The sequence below is a fragment of the Streptomyces sp. NPDC046931 genome (assembly GCF_040644655.1).
Lineage (GTDB): Bacteria > Actinomycetota > Actinomycetes > Streptomycetales > Streptomycetaceae > Streptomyces.
This window is the reverse complement of record NZ_JBEYWX010000009.1, coordinates 84289-103492: the sequence shown is the minus strand read 5'-3', so window position 1 is coordinate 103492 and position 19204 is coordinate 84289. Positions and strand designations below refer to the sequence as shown.

At 71.8% G+C, this 19204-nt stretch carries 17 protein-coding genes and 1 pseudogene; 14 read left to right on the top strand and 4 right to left on the bottom strand.

Going from position 1 to position 19204, the window contains the following annotated elements; translation table 11 throughout:
• Nucleotides 1–113 precede the first annotated feature (113 nt).
• The 3 genes from ABZ876_RS18210 to ABZ876_RS18200 all read left to right on the top strand — a co-directional run bounded on the left by ABZ876_RS18210 (nt 114) and on the right by ABZ876_RS18200 (nt 3865).
• Nucleotides 114–1556, top strand: coding sequence for a GuaB1 family IMP dehydrogenase-related protein (locus ABZ876_RS18210; protein WP_361781594.1), 1443 nt, complete (start codon nt 114–116; stop codon nt 1554–1556).
• 352 nt (nt 1557–1908) lie between these two features.
• Nucleotides 1909–3402 (top strand): amino acid permease, encoded by a 1494-nt coding sequence (locus ABZ876_RS18205; protein ID WP_361781591.1) that lies wholly within the window; start codon nt 1909–1911, stop codon nt 3400–3402.
• Nucleotides 3403–3412: 10 nt separating this feature from the next.
• Complete coding sequence (locus ABZ876_RS18200; protein WP_361781588.1) at nt 3413–3865, top strand: Lrp/AsnC family transcriptional regulator; 453 nt, start codon at nt 3413–3415, stop codon at nt 3863–3865.
• A 106-nt stretch (nt 3866–3971) separates the two neighbouring features.
• Here ABZ876_RS18200 and ABZ876_RS18195 read toward each other — a convergent pair whose 3' ends face one another.
• On the bottom strand, nt 3972–4712 hold the full coding sequence (locus ABZ876_RS18195) for a GntR family transcriptional regulator (RefSeq protein ID WP_361781585.1): 741 nt from the start codon (nt 4710–4712) through the stop codon (nt 3972–3974).
• A 224-nt stretch (nt 4713–4936) separates the two neighbouring features.
• On the opposite strand from ABZ876_RS18195, the gene ABZ876_RS18190 reads away from it, so the two are divergent.
• From ABZ876_RS18190 to ABZ876_RS18145, 10 genes are all read left to right on the top strand, one after another.
• Nucleotides 4937–6094 (top strand): extracellular solute-binding protein, encoded by a 1158-nt coding sequence (locus ABZ876_RS18190; RefSeq protein WP_361781582.1) that lies wholly within the window; start codon nt 4937–4939, stop codon nt 6092–6094.
• Nucleotides 6091–6990, top strand: coding sequence for an ABC transporter permease subunit (locus ABZ876_RS18185; RefSeq protein WP_361781579.1), 900 nt, complete (start codon nt 6091–6093; stop codon nt 6988–6990). The genes ABZ876_RS18190 and ABZ876_RS18185 overlap by 4 nt, the downstream gene beginning before the upstream one ends.
• On the top strand, nt 6978–7790 hold the full coding sequence (locus ABZ876_RS18180) for an ABC transporter permease subunit (protein ID WP_361781576.1): 813 nt from the start codon (nt 6978–6980) through the stop codon (nt 7788–7790). The genes ABZ876_RS18185 and ABZ876_RS18180 overlap by 13 nt, the downstream gene beginning before the upstream one ends.
• A gap of 5 nt (nt 7791–7795) precedes the next feature.
• The gene (locus ABZ876_RS18175; RefSeq protein WP_361781573.1) at nt 7796–8884 is read left to right on the top strand and encodes an ABC transporter ATP-binding protein; all 1089 of its coding nucleotides are present in this window, start codon (nt 7796–7798) and stop codon (nt 8882–8884) included.
• A 51-nt stretch (nt 8885–8935) separates the two neighbouring features.
• Nucleotides 8936–10402 (top strand): HAD-IA family hydrolase, encoded by a 1467-nt coding sequence (locus ABZ876_RS18170; RefSeq protein ID WP_361781570.1) that lies wholly within the window; start codon nt 8936–8938, stop codon nt 10400–10402.
• A gap of 138 nt (nt 10403–10540) precedes the next feature.
• On the top strand, nt 10541–12943 hold the full coding sequence (locus ABZ876_RS18165; protein ID WP_361781567.1) for an ATP-binding protein: 2403 nt from the start codon (nt 10541–10543) through the stop codon (nt 12941–12943).
• Nucleotides 12933–13382: a roadblock/LC7 domain-containing protein gene (locus tag ABZ876_RS18160; RefSeq protein WP_361781564.1), complete on the top strand. Its 450-nt coding sequence runs from the start codon at nt 12933–12935 to the stop codon at nt 13380–13382. Before ABZ876_RS18165 ends, ABZ876_RS18160 begins: the two co-directional genes overlap by 11 nt.
• Before the next feature lie 6 nt (nt 13383–13388).
• Nucleotides 13389–13772 carry a DUF742 domain-containing protein gene (locus ABZ876_RS18155; protein ID WP_361781561.1) on the top strand — a complete coding sequence of 128 codons (384 nt, stop codon included), beginning with the start codon at nt 13389–13391 and terminating at the stop codon, nt 13770–13772.
• 182 nt (nt 13773–13954) lie between these two features.
• On the top strand, nt 13955–14743 hold the full coding sequence (locus ABZ876_RS18150; protein ID WP_361781558.1) for a carbon-nitrogen hydrolase family protein: 789 nt from the start codon (nt 13955–13957) through the stop codon (nt 14741–14743).
• Nucleotides 14744–14792: 49 nt separating this feature from the next.
• The gene (locus ABZ876_RS18145; protein WP_361781555.1) at nt 14793–16490 is read left to right on the top strand and encodes an NAD(P)/FAD-dependent oxidoreductase; all 1698 of its coding nucleotides are present in this window, start codon (nt 14793–14795) and stop codon (nt 16488–16490) included.
• A 28-nt stretch (nt 16491–16518) separates the two neighbouring features.
• Here ABZ876_RS18145 and ABZ876_RS18140 read toward each other — a convergent pair whose 3' ends face one another.
• On the bottom strand, nt 16519–17448 hold the full coding sequence (locus ABZ876_RS18140) for an LLM class F420-dependent oxidoreductase (protein WP_361781552.1): 930 nt from the start codon (nt 17446–17448) through the stop codon (nt 16519–16521).
• Between the two features lie 90 nt (nt 17449–17538).
• Entirely contained in the window at nt 17539–18213 is a 675-nt protein-coding gene (locus tag ABZ876_RS18135; RefSeq protein ID WP_361781549.1) for a DUF5995 family protein, read from the bottom strand.
• A 197-nt stretch (nt 18214–18410) separates the two neighbouring features.
• Between ABZ876_RS18135 and ABZ876_RS18130 the strand changes: the two are divergent.
• Nucleotides 18411–18720: pseudogene (locus ABZ876_RS18130) on the top strand (endoglucanase); the annotation flags it as partial.
• Nucleotides 18721–18862: 142 nt separating this feature from the next.
• On the opposite strand, the gene ABZ876_RS18125 reads toward ABZ876_RS18130, so the two are convergent.
• A complete protein-coding gene (locus tag ABZ876_RS18125) occupies nt 18863–19192 on the bottom strand; it encodes a hypothetical protein (RefSeq protein WP_361781546.1) in 330 nt (109 codons plus the stop codon).
• Nucleotides 19193–19204: the final 12 nt, after the last annotated feature.

Here is a 19204-nt window from a genome sequence, read left to right as displayed (position 1 = left end):
GGATGATCGGCCCGGGGACCGTACGAGCGGCGCCATGGGACAATGAAGTACGTGCTCTTCCCCCTGGCTGACCTGTCGGGGGGCCGCCTCTGATCGACTGGGATGTGCAGCACGTGCGTTTCCTCAATGACATCCAGCCCGCCTACGACCTGACGTACGACGATGTGTTCATGGTGCCGAGCCGCTCCGCGGTCGGCTCCCGGCAGGGCGTGGACCTCGCCTCCCCGGACGGTTCGGGCACCACCATCCCGCTGGTCGTCGCCAACATGACCGCGGTCGCCGGCCGTCGTATGGCGGAGACGATGGCCCGGCGCGGTGGGCTGGTCGTCATCCCGCAGGACATCCCGATCGACGTGGTCACCGATGTCATCTCCTGGGTCAAGAGCCGCCACCTGGTGCTCGACACCCCGATCGTGCTCGCCCCGCACCAGACCGTCGCCGACGCCCTGGCGCTGCTGTCCAAGCGCGCGCACAACGCGGGCGTGGTCGTCGACGAGGAGCAGCGGCCGATCGGTGTGGTCACCGACACGGACCTCTCGGGGGTGGACCGCTTCACCCAGCTCGAAGTGGTCATGTCCAAGGACCTGCTGCTGCTCGACGCGGACATCGACCCGCGTGAGGCGTTCAACGTCCTCGACGGCGCCAACCGCCGCTACGCGCCCGCCGTCGACAAGGAGGGCAAGCTCGCCGGCATCCTCACCCGCAAGGGCGCCCTGCGTGCCACGCTCTACACGCCGGCCACCGACGCGAACGGCAGGCTGCGTATCGCCGCCGCCGTCGGCATCAACGGTGACGTCGAGGGCAAGGCCAAGCAGCTGCTCGACGCGGGGGTGGACACCCTCGTGATCGACACTGCGCACGGCCACCAGGAGTCGATGGTCGGCGCGATCAGGACGGTGCGGGCCCTCGACCCGAAGGTGCCGCTGGTGGCGGGCAACATCGTCGCCGCCGAGGGTGTGCGCGACCTGATCGAGGCCGGCGCGGACATCGTCAAGGTCGGTGTCGGTCCCGGTGCCATGTGCACCACGCGGATGATGACGGGTGTCGGCAGGCCCCAGTTCTCGGCGGTGCTGGAGTGCGCGGCCGAGGCGCGGAAGTACGGCAAGCACGTGTGGGCCGACGGCGGTGTCCGCCACCCGCGCGACGTCGCGATGGCGCTGGCGGCCGGTGCGTCCAACGTGATGATCGGCTCGTGGTTCGCGGGCACCTACGAGTCCCCGGGTGACCTGCATCAGGACGCGGGCGGCCGCCTCTACAAGGAGTCGTTCGGCATGGCGTCGGCGCGCGCGGTCCGCAACCGCACGTCGGAGGAGTCGGCGTACGACCGGGCCCGCAAGGCGCTGTTCGAGGAGGGGATCTCGACCTCCCGCATGTTCCTCGACCCGGCCCGCCCGGGCGTCGAGGACCTGATCGACTCGATCATCGCGGGCGTCCGCTCCTCCTGCACGTACGCCGGCGCCGCCTCCCTGGAGGAGTTCGCCGAGCGGGCCGTCGTGGGCATCCAGAGCGCGGCGGGCTATGCGGAGGGCAAGCCGCTGCACGCCAGCTGGAGCTGACCCGAGACGTCCTCGGCCACGGCCTCCGCTCCCCGGTTCCGGGGAGCGGAGGCCGTCCGCATGCCGGGCCGGAGAAGGGGGATCGCCGGGGCCCGTGGAGGGGGCCGCCATCGGCCGTGCGAGGCCCGGCGCAAACATCGAAAGGGCTCGCGCAACAAATTCCCGCCACTTCTCGATGAACGCAATGATCTTGCGAAGATGCGCAAGGTTGCTGCATTACGCCCGTGAAGGGCGGACTCATAGGGTCATGCGCTGTACGTGGCGTGGCGAGGACCCCGCTCGGTGGTCCCCGTCCCGGGGTGCCGCCGGTCCCCGCCTGCCCCCTTGACCGGCAGCGATAAGGAGCTGACGCGTGCTCGACCAAGGCGCACCCCTGCAGACCCACAGTCATCCAGACCAGCCGTCCCTGGGCCTCGGTGCGCGGCTTGTGCGCCGCAAGCCCGTGGAACGCCTGGTCGCCGAGGGCGGCCAGGGCGAGGGCGGAACGCTGCGGCGTTCGCTCGGGCTGTGGCAGCTCACCATGATCAGCATCGGAGCCACGCTCGGCACCGGCATCTTCGTGGTCCTCGGCGAGGCCGTCCCGAAGGCCGGCCCCGCGGTGACGCTGTCCTTCGTGATCGCCGGCCTCACCGCGCTGTTCTCCGCCCTGTCCTACGCCGAGCTGGCGGGCACGATCCCGGTCTCCGGTTCCTCGTACTCGTACGCGTACGCAACGATGGGCGAGCTGATCGCCTGGATCTGCGGCTGGTGTCTGGTCCTGGAGTACGGCGTATCGGTAGCGGCCGTCGCGGTCGGCTGGGGCCAGTACCTCAACGAGCTGCTGGACGGCACGATCGGCGTCACCATCCCGGACGCGCTGTCCGCCCCGCCCGGTGACGGCGGCATCTTCAACCTGCCGGCGCTGATCGTCGTGCTGCTGGCCATGGCGTTCCTGCTCGGCGGTGCCAAGGAGTCCGCACGGGCCAACACGATCATGGTTGCGGTGAAGATCGCCGCGCTGCTGCTCTTCTGCCTGATCGGGATCCAGGGCTTCCGCTCCGGCAACTACGCGAACTTCATGCCGCTCGGCATGGCCGGCGTCAGCGCCGCGGGGGCCACGCTGTTCTTCTCGTACATCGGCTTCGACGCCGCCTCCACGGCGGGCGAGGAAGCGAAGAACGCACAGCGCGACCTGCCGCGCGCGATCATGCTGTCGCTGGTCATCGTGACGGCGCTGTACGTCGTCGTCGCGGCCGTCGCCGTGGGCGCAAAGCCCTGGAAGCGGTTCAACGACTCGGAGGCGGCGCTCGCCCAGATCATGAAGGACGTCACGGGACAGACCTTCTGGGGCACTCTGCTGGCCGCCTGCGCGGTCATCGCCATCGCGAGCGTCGTGCTGACCGTGCTCTACGGCCAGACGCGCATCCTCTTCGCGATGTCCCGCGACGGCCTGGTGCCCAAGGTGTTCTCGCGCGTCAACCCGCGTACCGGAACGCCCCGCGCCAACACGGTCATCGTGTCCGTCTTCTGCGGTGTCCTCGCCGCGGCGATCCCGCTCGGGCAGCTCGCCGACGCCACCAGCATCGGCACCCTGTTCGCCTTCGCCCTGGTCAACATCGCGGTCGTGGTGCTGCGCCGCACGCGTCCGCACATGACCCGCACCTTCCGGGTGCCGCTGTCTCCGGTGCTGCCCGCGCTGGGCTTCGCCTTCTGCGTCTGGATGATGGGCAGCCTCTCGGCCGTCACCTGGGTGGTCTTCGGGGTCTGGATGGCCGTCGGGCTCGTGTTCTACTTCCTGTATGGCTACCGGCGCTCCCGGCTGGCCGCCGCGGAGCCCGCGGCACCCGCAGTCACCGTAGAGAAGTGAACCACCCGCCTTGCTGAACGATCTCGACGAACGCATCGTCCACGCCCTGGCCGAGGACGCCCGCCGTTCCTACGCGGACATCGGGCACCTGGTCGGACTGTCCGCGCCGGCCGTCAAGCGGCGGGTGGACCGGCTGCGCGCGACCGGCGCGATCACCGGGTTCACGGTCCGGGTGGACCCTGCGGCGCTCGGCTGGGAGACCGAGGGGTACGTCGAGATCTACTGCCGGCGCAACACCTCCCCGGAGACCATCCAGCGGGGCCTGGAGCGCTACCAGGAAGTCGTGGCCGCCTCCACCGTCACCGGTGAGGCGGACGCGATCGCGCAGGTCTTCGCCTCCGACATGCGCCACTTCGAGCGTGTGCTGGAGAGGATCGCCGGGGAGCCGTTCGTGGAGCGCACGAAGTCGGTGCTCGTCCTGTCGCCGCTGCTGCGCCGGTTCTCGTCGGGCTCGCCGACGTAGGGGGCTCGCCGACGTAGGGGGCGCGCCCCGGCTGAGGGGCGCGCCCGGTCCATAGGGCCGGTCGACGGGCGCGTCCCGTCAAGGCGCGCACCCGCCCTCTATGCCGCTATTCCGCGGTCTTCCGGGCCAACGCGTTGTTCCCGATGGAGTTGTGCACGCTGAAGCTCACGGCGTCCGAGCGGTAGCGGTCGTCCGACCACTCCACCGGGCGTCCCTCCCGGGTGGTCGTGACCCGGCGGACCCGCAGCAGCGGGCCGGCCCGGCGGACACCGAGCAGTTCGGCGTCCTGCGCGCCCGCCGCGACCGCGTCGATGACGTGTTCCCCGTACGCGAAGACCAGGCCCGTCTGCTCGAAGAGCCGCTGGGTGACGGAGGGGCAGTCCGGCTCGATGGACTCCACCGCGGGGGCGATCCAGTCGGCGTACACCGTGCGCTCCAGCAGTACGGGCTCGCCGTCCAGCCCGCGTACCCGCAGCACATGCAGCACCGGCGTGCGCTCGGCCAGGTGGAGCCTTACCGCGTCCTCCTTGGTGGCCGGCCGGTACCCCTGCGCCACCACGTGGCCGGTCGCCTGGCGGCCCATGGCGCGGGCCCACTGCGCGAAGCTGCGCAGCTCCGCGAAGCTCTGGCTGCGGCGGCTGGCCAGCACCACCCGGCGGGCGCCCTGCCGGGACCCGATGAGCCCCTCGGTGGTCAGGGCGGCGACCGCCTGGCGGACCGTGCCGCGGGAGACGCCGTAGTGGGCCGCGAGGTCCGTCTCGGTGGGCAGCAGACCGCCCACTGTGTACTCCTCGCGGTCGATCGCCCGCCGCAGTTCGTCGGCGATCTCCTCGTGTCGCGCCGCCATGCTTCCCCTCTGAGTCGGCTGCTGTTCACAGCATGGCCAGCCTAATCGAGACCTGGGCGTGATCTTCCATCGTCGGGATTGTGCAGGCAAGAGGCGTCCAGGGTTTCGCCGGCGTTTACGAAAAGGACACCGACGGCGGGCGTACTAGGGGCAACTTGTTCAGACAAGTTGAACAAGCCCTCCCTCCCTCAGTTTCACCGCTCGCGCGTACTCCTGGAGAGACAGTGACCGTGTTCCTGCCGAGAACCGCCGTCCTCACCGGTGGCCTCGCCGTCGCCGCCGCACTCGCCCTCAGCGCCTGTGGCGCGGCCCCCGACAACGCGTCCACCACCGCCGACGGCAAGAACGCGGCCACCGCGACCTCGGCCGCGGACTTCGGCGGCCTCGACGCCCTGGTGAAGGCAGCCAAGAAGGAGGGCACGCTGCACGCGATCGCCCTGCCCCGCGACTGGGCCAACTACGGCGCCCTGATCGACGGCTTCCAGAAGAAGTACGGCATCAAGGTGCAGGTCGAGAACCCGGACGGCTCCAGCCAGGACGAGATCAGCGCCGTCACCTCCCGCAAGGGCCAGGACCGCGCCCCCGACGTCCTCGACCTCGGCAGCTCCTTCGCGCTGAGCGCCGCCCAGCAGGGACTGCTCGCGCCCTACAAGGTGACGGGCTACGCCGGCATCGCCGAGAGCCAGAAGGACCCGCAGGCCCGCTGGTACAACGACTACGGCGGCTACATCTCCATCGGCTGCGACGCCAAGCGCGTCAAGGAGTGCCCCACCACCTTCAAGGACCTCCTCAAGCCGCAGTACAAGGGCCAGGTCGCCCTCAACGGCAACCCCACCAAGTCCGGTTCCGCCTTCGGCGGCGTCTACGCGGCCGCGCTCGCAGACGGCGGCTCCTTCGACAACATCCAGCCCGGCCTCGGCTTCTTCGCCAAGCTGAAGAAGAACGGCAACTACACGCCCGTCGAGTCGACCCCGGCCACCGTCGAGAAGGGCGAGACCCCGATCAGCATCGACTGGGACTACCTGAACGCCGGATACGCCGACGAGTTCAAGTCCAAGGGCCTGGACTGGAAGGTCGCCGTTCCGAGCGACGGCGTGTACGCCCAGTACTACTCGCAGGCCATCACCAAGGACGCCCCGCACCCGGCGGCCGCCCGTCTGTGGCAGGAGTACCTCTACAGCGCCGAGGGCCAGAACCTCTGGCTCGAGGGATACGCCCGCCCCGCGCTGATGCCCGCCATGGAGAAGGCCGGCACGCTCGACAAGACCGCCGCGGCCAAGCTCCCGCAGGTCTCCGGCACGCCGTCCTTCCCGACGGAGGACCAGCAGAGCAAGGCCAAGACGGTCATCGCCCAGGGCTGGGGTAAGGCCGTCTCCGGATGACCGCCGTCCTCACCGAGGCCGAGGTGGCGCCCGCCGCTGCTCCGCGGCAGCGGCGGCGCCGCCTCTCCGGCTCGCTCGCCGTCCTCCCGCTGTTCGTCTTCACGGCCGTCGCCTTCGGTGTTCCGGCGGTGGCCATGCTCAACGGCGCCTTCAGTGTCGAGGACCCGACGACGGGCGCCACGTCCTACGGCACGGCCAATCTGACCGTCTCGCTGCACGGCGCCTACCTCACCGCACTGCTCGGCAGTGTGAAGCTGTCCGCCGTCTGCGCCGCCCTCGGCACCGTCCTCGGGCTGCTGCTCGCCCAGGCCGTGGTGACCTCCCGCTTCCGCGCCCTGCGCGAGGCCGTGCTGACCGCCTCGGGCGTCCTCGCCAACTTCGGCGGTGTCCCGCTGGCCTTCGCCTTCGTCGCCACCCTCGGCAACTCCGGTGTGGTGACACGCCATCTGGGCCTCACCGACAAGGGCTGGAGTCTCTACAGTTTCTGGGGCCTGGTCATCGTCTACCTGTACTTCCTGATCCCGCTGATGGTCCTCACCATCACTCCGGCGCTGGAAGGCCTGCGCACGCAGTGGCGGGAGGCCGCGCAGAACAACGGCGCCACCAACGTCCAGTACTGGCGCCATGTGGCCCTGCCCGTGCTGGGTCCTTCGCTGCTCGGCGGGTTCGTGCTGCTGTTCGGCAGCGCCTTCTCCGCCTACGCCACCGCCGCGGCCATGGTGGGCAGCGCGGTGCCGCTGGTCACCCTCCAGATCGCCGACGCCCTCTCCGGCAACGTCCTGGTCGGCCAGGAGAACGTGGCGCTCGCCCTCAGCCTCGACATGGTCCTGGTAGCGGGCCTGGTCATGGCCGTGTATCTGCCCCTGCAACGACGGAGTGCGCGATGGCTCGCCTGAACCTGTGGCGCTGGGGCGTCCTCACCCTGGCCGGCCTGTACTTCCTGGTCCCGCTCGCCGCCTCCGTGGTCTTCACTGTGGACGTGCCCGGCCAGGGCGTCACCTTCGACGCCTACCGCCAGATCGTCTCCACCCCCGGCTTCGGCTCCGGCCTGCTGCTGTCGCTGGAGCTGGCCGCCGCCACCATCGTCGTGGTGCTGCTGCTTATGGTGCCCGCCACCGTCGCCCTGCGGCTGGACGCGTCCCGGCTGCGGCCGGTCGTCGAGGTGGTCTGCTCGCTGCCGCTGGTCGTCCCGCCGATCGCGTTCGTCGCGGGCATCGCCACGGTCCTGAAGTGGGGACCCGACCATCTCTCCCGGACACCGCTGTTCCAGACGTTCGTGGCGATCCAGAACCAGGACTTCCCCGTCGTGCTCGTCCTCGCCTACGTGGTGATGGCGCTGCCGTTCGTGTACCGGTCCCTGGACGCGGGCCTGCGCGCCATCGATGTGCGCACCCTCGTGGAGGCCGCACGCAGCTGCGGGGCGAGCCCGGCCCAGGCGCTCGTCCAGGCGGTGCTGCCGAACCTGCGCGGGGCCCTGCTGAACGCCTCCTTCCTCACGCTGGCGCTGGTCCTCGGCGAGTTCACCGTCGCCCAGTTGCTGGGCTTCACCCCGTTCGCCGTGTGGATCTACAGCGTCGGCGGCTCCCAGGCCCAGCTGTCCGTCGCCGTCTCCGTGCTCAGCCTGCTCGTCACCTGGGCCCTGCTCCTCTCGCTCGCCGTCCTCGGCGGGCGCTCCCGAACCGCCGCCAAGGGATGAACCTCATGACGCTCGACAAGGCCGCAACGCTCGAAGAGGCCGTCACTCCCGACAAGGCCGCCACGGTCGAATTCCGCGGCCTGCACCGGGAGTTCGGCGCCACCGTCGCCCTCGACGGACTCGACCTGACCGTCCAGCCGGGCGAACTCCTCGCCCTGCTCGGCCCGTCCGGCTGCGGCAAGACCACCGCGCTGCGCATGCTCGCCGGATTCGAGCACCCCGACTCCGGGGCGGTGCTCGTCGACGGCGAGGACGTCACCCGCGTCCCGGCCCACCGCCGCGACGCCGGAATGGTCTTCCAGTCGTACAGCCTCTTCCCACATCTGACCGTGCTCGACAACGTGGCGTTCGGGCTGCGCATGCGCAAGGTGCGCACCGCCGAGCGGCGCGCCCGGGCCGCCGAACTGCTCGATCTGGTCGGCCTCGGCGACAAGGGCGAGCGCTTTGCGCACCAGCTCTCCGGCGGACAGCAGCAGCGCGTCGCCCTGGCCAGGGCACTCGCCCTGCGCCCGCGCGTACTGCTGCTCGACGAGCCGCTCTCCGCGCTCGACGCCAAGGTGCGGCTCACCCTGCGCGAGGAGATCCGCCGCCTTCAGCAGGAACTCGGCATCACCACCCTGTTCGTCACCCACGACCAGGAGGAGGCCCTGTCCATGGCCGACCGGGTCGCGGTCATGCGCGCCGGACGGCTCGAACAGTGCGCCGTCCCCGCCGAGTTGTACGGCCGTCCCGCCACCGCCTTCGTCGCCGAGTTCGTCGGCACCATGAGCCGGATCCCGGGACGGCTGTCCTCGGACACCGTCGAGGTGCTCGGGCAGCGGCTGCCCGTCGACGGGGACGCACCCGCCGCGACCGAGGTGGACGTGCTGGTGCGGCCCGAGGCGGTCCGGGTGACCGCGGACGAGAAGGGGGAGGCGCGGGTGGTCGCCACCGCGTTCCTCGGCGCCACGGTCCGGCTGACCGTGCGCCTCGCCGACGCCACCGAGCTGAAGGCCGACCTGCCGGCGCACGACGCGGCCACGCTCAGCGCCGGAGCCGCCGTGACCGTGACGCTGCCGGAGCGCCCCGTGCTGGTAGCCGAGCGCGCCCGCTGACCCACGCCCCCTCGTATGCAAGCCTTCCCCCCACCCAGGAAAGAGAGAACCGTGACCCGACGCCCACTCCAGGCCCTCCTGTTCGACATGGACGGCACGCTCGTCGACACCGAGCGGCTGTGGTGGGAGGCGGTGGAGCGGGTCACGGCCGGACTCGGCCGGACGCTGGACGCCGACGACCAGCGGGAGGTGCTCGGCCGTCCCGTCGAGCACACGGCGGACTGGCTGGCCTCGCTCACCGGCGCCTCGGCCGCCGGCATCGCCGCGGAGCTGCACCGTGAGTTCGCCGACCGGGTCCGGGACGGGGTCGAGCCCCGCCCCGGCGCCGTCGCCCTGCTGGATGCCCTCGCCCGCGACGGCATTCCCACCGCGCTGGTGACCGCTTCCCCGAGGGCCGTCGCCGACACCGTCCTCGAGGCGCTGGGCGCCGAACGCTTCGCGGTCTCCGTCACCGCCGACGACACCGAGCGCACCAAGCCCGCGCCCGACCCGTATCTGGCCGCGTGCCACGCGCTCGGCGTCGACCCCGCCGGCTGTGTGGCCGTGGAGGACACGCCGACCGGGGTCGCCTCCGCCGAGGCGGCGGGCTGCGCGGTGCTCGCCGTACCGTCGCTCGCACCGATCGAGCCCGCGCCCGGGCGGACCGTGCTGGCCAGCCTGGAGGAGGTCACGCCCGAGCGGCTGCGGGCCCTGCTGCCGTGCGAACTGCGCGTGATGAGCTGGAACCTGTGGCTCGGCGGCAGCATGGTCGACGACCACCGGGCCAAGCAGCTCAAGGCCGTCCTGGAGACGGGGGCCGATGTGGTGGGCCTCCAGGAGACGGGCGGCACGGCGGCCCAGGAACTGGCCGAGGCACTCGGCTGGCACCACGACCGGGCCGGGGAGAACCTCGGCGTCATCAGCCGGTACCCCATCACCGCCCGCTTCGGCGACCCGGACGTGGGCTTCTACGGGGCGGCGGGCGTCCGGGTGCGCGTCGCGCCGGGGTGCGAGGTCGACGTCTGGACGGCCCACCTGCACTACACCCCGTACGGGCCCTACGAATCCGCCTTCGACGGACTGCCCGCGGCCGAGCTGATCGCCCACGAGGAGGTGCGGCTCGCCCAGATGCGTGACACCCTGCGCCGGATCGACGAGTCGGCCGCCGACGGCGTTCCGCTCGTGCTCGTCGGCGACTTCAACTGCCCCTCGCACCTGGACTGGCCGGATGTCGAGTGGCCGGTGACGAAGGCCGCCGAGGAGGCGGGACTGCGCGACTCCTATCGCGAGGCCCATCCGGACCCCGTCCGCGACCCGGGGCACACCTGGTCCCCGATCCACCCTCTGCACGAGGACGGCAGCGGGCGCCCCGAACCCCAGGACCGCATCGACTACGTGCTCCACCGGGGCCTCGCGGTGCTCGACTCCCGCACCGTGGTCGTCGGCAGTCCGAGCGCCTGGCCCGAAGTCGCCGGTAACGACTGGCCCTCGGACCACGCGGCGGTGGTCACCACCTTCGCCGTTCCCCAAAGGCCCTGACTCCGGGTTACCCCAGCAACCATTGCGGTGGCGTGACCCATCCCGTAGGTTGTGCCGCACTCACTACCGGCGGGTAATACCTGCGGGTCATGCGCCCCCCGCCCGGCACCCGACCGTCATGTCCTCCCGGGGGAGACCATGCGCTGGCCCTTCGGCCGTCCCACCACGGTTCGCGCGCGCATCGTGGCACTTTCGCTGGCTCCGGCGATCGCCCTGCTGACGCTGTGGAGCTTCGCCATGGTGTCGGTCACCGGCGAACTCCGGGCACTCGTCCGGCTCCAGGGCGTGTACGTGGACTTCGGCACGCCCGTCGACACGGCGATCGGGCAGATCCAGATCGAACGGCGGCTCGCGGCCGCGTATCTGGGCGGGGGCCACCGCAACGGGGCGGCCCTGGACCTGCTGGAGCAGCAGCGCCGCACCGACCGGGCCGTGAACGCCCTGCGGGAAGCGGTCAGGGACGGCGACCGCGGCCGGCTGTCCGACGGGCAGCGGCGGGCGCTCGACTCCGCGGTCGCCGCCACGGGCAAGCTGGAGGGGCTGCGGGAGCGTGTGCTGTCGGGCCGTATCTCCTGGGACCGGGCGGTGACCGAGTACAGCGCCCTTGTGGAACCCGACTTCGACGTCCAGTCCGCCATCACCGCGCTCCAGGCCGGCCGCCTCGCGCGGGAGGCACAGGTCGTCACCGAGCTGGTGCGGGTACGGGAGTTCGTCTCACGGGAGGACGCGCTCGTCGCCGGGGCGCGTGCCGCCGGGCGGCTGACCGACCGTCAGTACGACATGCTCACGGCCACCATCGAGGACCGCCGTGTCTTCGAACGGACCTATGTGCCCGACCTGCCGTCCGACTCGCGGGCGCTCTTCGAGCGGTTCCAGGGCGACAGCGTGCACCGCGCCCTGACCGCGGGCGAGGACGCCCTGCTGCGGGCGGGCGCCGACGGCGCGGGCCGGGCGGTCTCGGCCGACTCGTGGCGGACGACCACCGACCGGGCCGTGAAGCGCTACATGCTGCTGTGCACCCGGTCCGCCGAGAACGCGGCCGCGCACGGCCGGGCGTTCGCCTACCGGGAGCTGGCCAAGGCCGCCGCGGTCGGGGTGATCGGACTCGCCGCCGTGGGCCTGTCGCTGTGGCTGGCGGTCCGTGGCGCCCGGCGCATCTCGCGCCGCCTGGAGACACTGCGGGACTCCGCCGACCTGCTGACCACCCGGCAGCTCCCCGACGTCATGGAGCGGCTGAGCGCGGGCGAGGAGGTGGACGCCCTCGTCGAGGCGCCGCCGCTGGCCGAGGGCGAGGCGGGCCCCGACGAGATCGGGCAGGTCGGCCGGGCCTTCAACGCCGCACGCCGCGCGGCCGTCGAGGCCGCCGTGAAGCAGGCCACGCTCCGCCGCGGACTGTTCGCCGTGCTGCTCAACATCGCCCGGCGCAACCAGGCCCTCGTCCACCGCCAGCTCAAGCTCGTCGACACCCTGGAGAGGCGCACCGAGGACCCGGACGTCCTCGAGGAGCTGTTCCGGATCGACCATCTGACCACGCGTATGCGGCGGCACGCGGAGAGCCTGATCATCCTCTCGGGTGCGGCTCCCGGCCGCAGATGGCGGCGGCCGGTGCCCGTCGCCGACGTGGTGTCCTCCGCGGTGAGCGAGATCGAGGACTACGCGCGCGTGGTGATCCCGCCGATGCCGGAGGTGGGGATCGCGGCGGACGCCGTCGCCGACGTCGTGCATCTGCTGGCCGAACTCCTCGAGAACGCCACCGTGTTCTCCCCGCCGCACACCCGGGTCACGCTGCGCACCGACCGTGTCCGCGGCGGCTTCGTCCTGGAGATCGACGACCGCGGTCTCGGGCTGGGCCCCGAAGAGATCGACGCGGCCCACCGCACGCTCACGGCCCCGGACCGGTTCGACCCGACGCGCCACGACCGGCTGGGGCTGTATGTGGTGGGCCGGCTCGCCGCCCGGCAGGGGGTCGAGGTCACCCTCACCCGCTCGCCGTACGGCGGCACCACGGCGGTCGTGCTGCTGCCGGAGGCGATCCTGGCCGAGGTCGAGCCCGCGACACCGGCGACACCGGCCCCGCGGGGCGACGCGCAGGTCCGGACGCTGCCCGTACGGGGCAGGACGGCGGTGCTCGTCCGGGAGCGGCAGGGGGAGCCGGAGCAGCGGCCGGCGGGGGAGGAGGGGTCCGAGGACCCGCGGCACGCGCGACAGGCAGGGCCCGAAGGCCCGCGTGAGCGGGGGACCGAGCACCCACGCGCGCAGGGGACCGAGCACGTCCCGCCCCCCACTGCTCCCGCCCTGCCCACCCGCGTCCGTCAGACCTCCCTCGCCCCCGGCCTGCGCACCGGGGCCCCGGATCCTGACGAGGCCCCGGTGCGCGAGGTGAGCGCCGAAGAGGTACGGGCGATCTTCGGCGCGTACCAGCGTGGCCTGGACCGCGGCCGCAAGGGCATCCCCACGGAGCCCGGCCCCGCCGGGCGAACCGAGACCCCCACGGAGCGAACCGACACCGAGGAAGGGACGGACGCCGACGATGCGCCGTGACCAGAGCCCCGAGCACCCCGCCGAGGCCGACCAGCCGCCCGGCACGGACCTGGGCTGGCTGCTGGACGATCTCGTGGCCAGAACCGACCATGTACGCCAGGCCGTGCTGCTGACCGCGGACGGCCTCCCGCTGAGCTCCTCGGAGGGCATGCGCCGACGGGACATCGAGCACCTCGCGGCGGTCTGCTCCGGCTTCCACAGCCTGGCCCGCTCAACGGGGGAGCGGTTCGGCGCCGGCAAGGTCCGGCAGACCATGGTGATGCTCGACGACGCCTATCTGTTCATCACCCCGGCCGGAGACGGCACCCGGCTGGCCGTACTGAGCGAGGCCCGCACCGACGTCGGACAGCTGGCGCACGAGATGGCGCTGCTCGTCCGCCGGGTCGGCCGCCATATGGACGCCGCCCTGCGGTCGGCCCCGGACCCCGCCGGCACCTGACCGGCCGTGTCCGAAGACGACCACTGGTACGAGGACGAGACCGGGTCCATGGTGCGCCCCTACACCGTGACCCGGGGCCGGACCCGCCCCTCGCACCGGCACTCCATGGACCTGATGTCGCAGGTCACCGCCCTGGACATGGAGGGCTCCCGCACGGACGTCGACCACGCCCGGGCGTCCCTGCTCGACATGGTGCGCCGGGGACCGCGGCCGGTCGTGGAACTCGCCGCGGACGCCGACCTCCCGCTGACCGTCGTCCGGGTGCTGCTCGGCGACCTGGCCGAGGCCGGTCTGGTGCGCATCGACGAGCCGCGCCTCCGGCCCACGGGCGCCCCCGCGGCCGACCCGGAGCTGCTGCGGGAGATCGTGGAGCGGCTGCGCGAGCTGTGAGCCCGAAGCCCCGGGGGAGCCCCGGGGCGAGCGTCGGCGGCACGCAACGAATCGCCGGTCACTCCGCCCCGCACGCAACGATCCGCTCAGGGGCGCGCAACGGCTCCTCCTTGTCCGGCCGAGGGCCCCGACCGTACCGTCTAACTGGCCCCCCAACCCTTCCGTACCGGTGGAGAACACGCATGCGCACCGCCCTCCTCCAGAGCTCCGGCCGCCCCGGCTCGGTCGCCGAGAACCTCAAGGTGCTCGACGAGGCCGCGGGCCGAGCCGCCGGCGCCGGAGCCGGGCTGCTGGTCGCGCCGGAGATGTTCCTCACCGGATACGCGATCGGCGACGCGATCGCCCGGCTCGCCGAGCCGGCCGACGGCGACTCCGCGGACGCGATCGCGGACATCGCCTCCCGGCACGGTCTGGCCATCGCCTACGGCTACCCGGAGCGGGACGGCGAGACCGTCTTCAACGCCGCCCAGCTCATCTCCGCCGACGGCACCCGCCTCGCGAACTACCGCAAGACCCACCTCTTCGGCTGCTTCGAGCGGGACCACTTCACGCCGGGCGACCGGCCGGTCGCCCAGGCCGAGCTGAACGGCCTGCGCATCGGCCTGATGATCTGCTACGACGTGGAGTTCCCGGAGAACGTGCGCGCCCACGCCCTGGCCGGCACCGACCTCCTCGTGGTCCCCACGGCCCAGATGCATCCGTTCCAGTTCGTCGCCGAGTCCCTCGTGCCGGTGCGGGCCTTCGAGAACCAGATGTACGTCGCCTACGTCAACCGCGTCGGGCAGGAGGGGGAGTTCGAGTTCGTCGGGCTGTCCACCCTCGCCGGACCCGACGGCGTCGCCCGCGCCCGGGCGGGCCACATCGAGGAACTCGTCCTCGCCGACGTCGACCCCGCCCACCTCGCCGCCTCCCGCGAGGCGAACCCGTACCTCGAGGACCGCCGCCCCGGCCTCTACGGGTCCCTCGTCTGACCCCCGCAGCCTCCCCCCGAGTTCTTCCCGCGCAAGGAGTCCGTACCCCATGACGTCCACGGTGCCCAACGCCGTCGAGCACGCAGACGAGCAGCAGCCGCCGATCACCATGTTCGGCCCGGACTTCCCGTACGCGTACGACGACTACCTCGCCCACCCGGCGGGCCTCGGCCAGATACCCGCGACCGAGCACGGCGCCGAGGTCGCCGTCATCGGCGGTGGCCTGTCCGGCATCGTCGCCGCGTACGAGCTGATGAAGATGGGCCTCAAGCCCGTCGTCTACGAGGCCGACAAGATCGGCGGCCGGCTGCGCACCGTCGGCTTCGACGGCTGCGACCCGTCGCTGACCGCCGAGATGGGCGCCATGCGCTTCCCGCCGTCCTCCACGGCACTCCAGCACTACATCGACCTGGTCGGCCTGAAGACCACGCCGTTCCCGAACCCGCTGGCGGAGGCTACCCCCTCGACCGTCGTCGACCTCAAGGGCGAGTCGCACTACGCCGAGACGGTCGACGATCTCCCCCAGGTCTACCGGGACGTCGCCGTGGCCTGGAACAAGTGCCTCGAAGAGGGCGCCGACTTCTCCGACATGAACCGCGCCATGCGCGAGCGGGACGTCCCGCGCATCCGCGAGATCTGGGCCAAGCTCGTCGAGAAGCTCGACAACCAGACGTTCTACGGTTTCCTCTGCGACTCCGAGGCCTTCAAGTCCTTCCGGCACCGCGAGATCTTCGGCCAGGTCGGCTTCGGCACCGGCGGCTGGGACACCGACTTCCCGAACTCCATCCTGGAGATCCTCCGGGTCGTCTACACCGAGGCCGACGACCACCACCGCGGCATCGTGGGCGGCTCTCAGCAGCTGCCGCTGCGCCTGTGGGAGCGTGAGCCGGGGAAGATCCTGCACTGGGCCCACGGGACGTCCCTGAAGTCGCTGCACGAGAACGGCGAGCCCCGGCCCGCCGTGACCCGGCTGCACCGCACCGCGGGCAACCAGATCACGGTGACGGACGCGAACGGCGACATCCGCACCTACAAGGCGGCGATCTTCACCGCCCAGTCCTGGATGCTGCTCTCCAAGATCGCTTGTGATGACGCGCTGTTCCCGATCGACCACTGGACGGCGATCGAGCGGACCCACTACATGGAGTCCAGCAAGCTCTTCGTGCCCGTGGACCGGCCGTTCTGGCTGGACAAGGACGAGGAGACCGGCCGGGACGTGATGTCGATGACGCTCACCGACCGGATGACCCGCGGCACCTACCTGCTGGACGACGGTCCGGACAAGCCCGCCGTCATCTGCCTGTCCTACACCTGGTGCGACGACAGCCTGAAGTGGCTGCCGCTGTCCGCGAGCGAGCGGATGGAGGTCATGCTGAAGTCGCTCGGCGAGATCTACCCGAAGGTCGACATCAGGAAGCACATCATCGGCAACCCGGTGACCGTCTCCTGGGAGAACGAGCCCTACTTCATGGGCGCGTTCAAGGCCAACCTGCCCGGCCACTACCGCTACCAGCGCCGCCTGTTCACGCACTTCATGCAGGACCGGCTGCCCGCCGACAAGCGGGGCATCTTCCTCGCGGGCGACGACATCTCCTGGACGGCCGGCTGGGCCGAGGGCGCCGTGCAGACCGCGCTCAACGCCGTGTGGGGCGTGATGCACCACTTCGGCGGCGCCACCGACCCGGCCAACCCCGGCCCCGGCGACGCCTACGACGAGATCGCGCCGGTGGAGCTGCCGGAGGACTGAGCCGGACCGTGGACGAGCGGGCGGCCGGTCAGATGCCGGCCGCCCGCGCCGTCGTGTACAGCTTCGCGGCCACGTCCTTCAGCTCCTGCGCGTCCCGGACCGAGCCCTGCACATCGATGAGGATCTCCTCGACGCCGACCTCGGCGTGGGCCGCCAGGTCCTCCACGATCTGGTCGACGTTGCCCTGGAAGGGGCCCCGGTCCGGCCCGTCGTACGCCTTCGCCGAGTACGCGGCGTTCGCGCGCATCACCGTCTGCAGCGGCTCGACGCGGCCCATCTCGGCGGCCAGGTCCTGGAGCACGCGCCACTGCGCCGCCAGCCGTTCGGCGCCGAGGCCCACCGGGATCCAGCCGTCGGCCTTGTCGACGAGCCGCCGCTGGGCGGTGCTGTTCGTCGCGGCCAGCAGGATCGGGATCGGCCGGGCCGGCTTGGGCGCGACCACCGCCGAGGAGATCGTCGTGAGCCTTCCCTCGTAGGAGACGGGGTCGGGGCCCCAGACGGCACGGCAGACATCGATGATCTCGTCCATGACCCGGCCGCGTTCCTCGAACGGGCGGACCCCGGCCGCCGCGTACTCGTCGAGGGACCAGCCGGTGCCCAGGCCCGCGACGATCCGGCCGTCGCTCGCCGCGTCCAGCGAGGCGAGCGCCTTGGCGAGCTGGAACGGGCCGTGCAGGGGCGCCACCAGGACGCTCGTGCCGAGCCGGACGCGGTGGGTGGCCGTGAGGGCCAGGGCGAGCGTCACCAGGGGGTGGGCCACCCCGCGGTAGCTTTCCGGCCAGGGCCTTCCCTCGACGCCGTACAGCCCCTGGGCCGTGGACTCGGGGAACAGGGCCCGCTCGTACACCCACAGGCTGTCGTAGCCCATCTCCTCGGCGGCGCGTGCGACGTCCGGTACGTCCCGCCCGATGTCGTACTGCTGGTTCTGGGGGAGGCCGAGTCCGAGCCGGGTCGCCATGCCTGTCGCTCCTTCGCCATGGATGGTCCTCCTGATCAACGTACAGCGGCCATGGGGCACCGCCCGGCGCGACAGGCGCCGACGGCCGGATCAGTGCGGCAGGGGTGTGAGCAGCATCCGGCTCGCGAATCCCACGGCCGCATCCAGCCGGCGCCCGAACTCCTCGGCCACGTCCGGCAGGTGCCGCAGCGCCCACAGCGCCCGGGCCGCCGACCACGCGGCCTCCCGGGCCCGCTCCAGGCTCCACGCACCGAGCAGATGGGTCAACGGGTCGGCGAGCTGGAGCAGATCGGGTCCGGGCATCAGCTCGTCGCGGATGCGCTCCTCCAGCGAGACGAGGAGATCGCCCACCCGCTCGAACGCGTCCTCCAGACCGGCCGGTTCGCAGCCGAGCGCACGGCAGGTGTCCACGACGGCGAGCGCCAGGTCATGGCCGATGTGGGCATTGATGCCCGCGAGCGCGAACTGCAGCGGCCGTACCCCGGGATGGCGCCGGAACTGGAACAACGGCCGCCAGCAGGCGGGCACCGGACCCTCCTCGGCGACGGCGAGATACCGCTCGGCGAACCGTACGTCCAGCGCGATCGCGGCCCGTGGGTCCGGGAAGTACGCCGCGTCCAGACGGCGGTCGACCTCCTGGGTGACGGCGAGGTAGACGCGGTTGAAGACCGCGACGCCATCGTGCTCCGGCCAGGCTCCGTCGAGCGCCCGCATGCGTGAGACGACCGTGTCCACCCCGGTCGTGAACTGCTCCAACCGCACCATGGGGGCAGAGTTCCAGCCCTGGGCCGACCGGGGCGCCATCGGCCCGTGGCCTTCCCCGGAACGAGGGACGCCCGCTGTGGGCCATCAGGGGGACGGAATCGGAAGGGGAGCAGGTGCCAGGCGCACGCGCCCGGCGGCCGGTCGCGCGCCGGGCGGCCCGCAGGCGCGCCCTCCACGCCACCGACCCCTCGCCCGCCGCCGCGCGGGGCCGGGTCCCGGTTCTGGTGCCGTACGCGATCCCGGACCGCGACCGCGCAGGGGCCTCGCGGGGTGGTGCGCCCGGTCTCGGCGCGCACGACGCCTGGACCGACGCCTTCGCGGCCGGGCCCGGCTCCGGCGAGGTCGTCCCGGACGTGTCCCGAAGACCGCGAACCCCGGGCACGGGTCTGCTACGACGGCGGCCACTCCGGCTGGAACCCGGCCGACCGGCAGGCCGCCCTGCTGAACCGGGCGGCCGCCGCCTCACCGGAGGGCTCCGACGGCATCTTCACCCATGTCTCCGACTTCCGGCTCATGAGGTTCCATTCCCAGCCGGAGGGCCTTGGCTGCCGGTATCGGAGGTACTTCTCCGCGGCCTTTACGGCGCAGGAGCCCCCACCAAGCCCACGCTTGGGTGAGGACTCCCGTATGCGCATTGCGCGACGCCGAGTCAGTCTCCCTCGAGATGCAGCTCCATCGACGCTTCGGCCGCACACTGCTGAGCCAGACTCCGGATAGCGGTCAGGATGTCGCGATCCGTACCCCTGTCGACCGAACTTGTCACCGCATCAACCTCGGAAAGGAACTGCGGCATGTCCTGCGCGGTCAGAATCAGAGTCCCATAGGGGTCTACTCGATTCAGCATGGGCAGGTTGCTGCTTTCGCAGATGCGAGCGAACACGTCGGACCCGTCGAGAACGGCGTCCACTTGTTGCAGGCGACGCCTTTTCGGGCTCGTTCCCGGCTGGCTCACCTGCTTCAACACGACATCTACGCCCATGGCGGCAACTCC

Bases quoted from the DNA above. Each gene is read 5' to 3' on its own strand.
- ABZ876_RS18125 (WP_361781546.1), bottom strand. From the start codon at position 19,192: ATGGGCGTAGATGTCGTGTTGAAGCAGGTGAGCCAGCCGGGAACGAGC.
- ABZ876_RS18165 (WP_361781567.1), top strand. From the start codon at position 10,541: ATGCGCTGGCCCTTCGGCCGTCCCACCACGGTTCGCGCGCGCATCGTG.
- ABZ876_RS18135 (WP_361781549.1), bottom strand. From the start codon at position 18,213: ATGGTGCGGTTGGAGCAGTTCACGACCGGGGTGGACACGGTCGTCTCA.
- ABZ876_RS18160 (WP_361781564.1), top strand. From the start codon at position 12,933: ATGCGCCGTGACCAGAGCCCCGAGCACCCCGCCGAGGCCGACCAGCCG.
- ABZ876_RS18150 (WP_361781558.1), top strand. From the start codon at position 13,955: ATGCGCACCGCCCTCCTCCAGAGCTCCGGCCGCCCCGGCTCGGTCGCC.
- ABZ876_RS18175 (WP_361781573.1), top strand. From the start codon at position 7,796: ATGACGCTCGACAAGGCCGCAACGCTCGAAGAGGCCGTCACTCCCGAC.
- ABZ876_RS18185 (WP_361781579.1), top strand. From the start codon at position 6,091: ATGACCGCCGTCCTCACCGAGGCCGAGGTGGCGCCCGCCGCTGCTCCG.
- ABZ876_RS18195 (WP_361781585.1), bottom strand. From the start codon at position 4,712: ATGGCGGCGCGACACGAGGAGATCGCCGACGAACTGCGGCGGGCGATC.
- ABZ876_RS18140 (WP_361781552.1), bottom strand. From the start codon at position 17,448: ATGGCGACCCGGCTCGGACTCGGCCTCCCCCAGAACCAGCAGTACGAC.
- ABZ876_RS18145 (WP_361781555.1), top strand. From the start codon at position 14,793: ATGACGTCCACGGTGCCCAACGCCGTCGAGCACGCAGACGAGCAGCAG.
- ABZ876_RS18180 (WP_361781576.1), top strand. From the start codon at position 6,978: ATGGCTCGCCTGAACCTGTGGCGCTGGGGCGTCCTCACCCTGGCCGGC.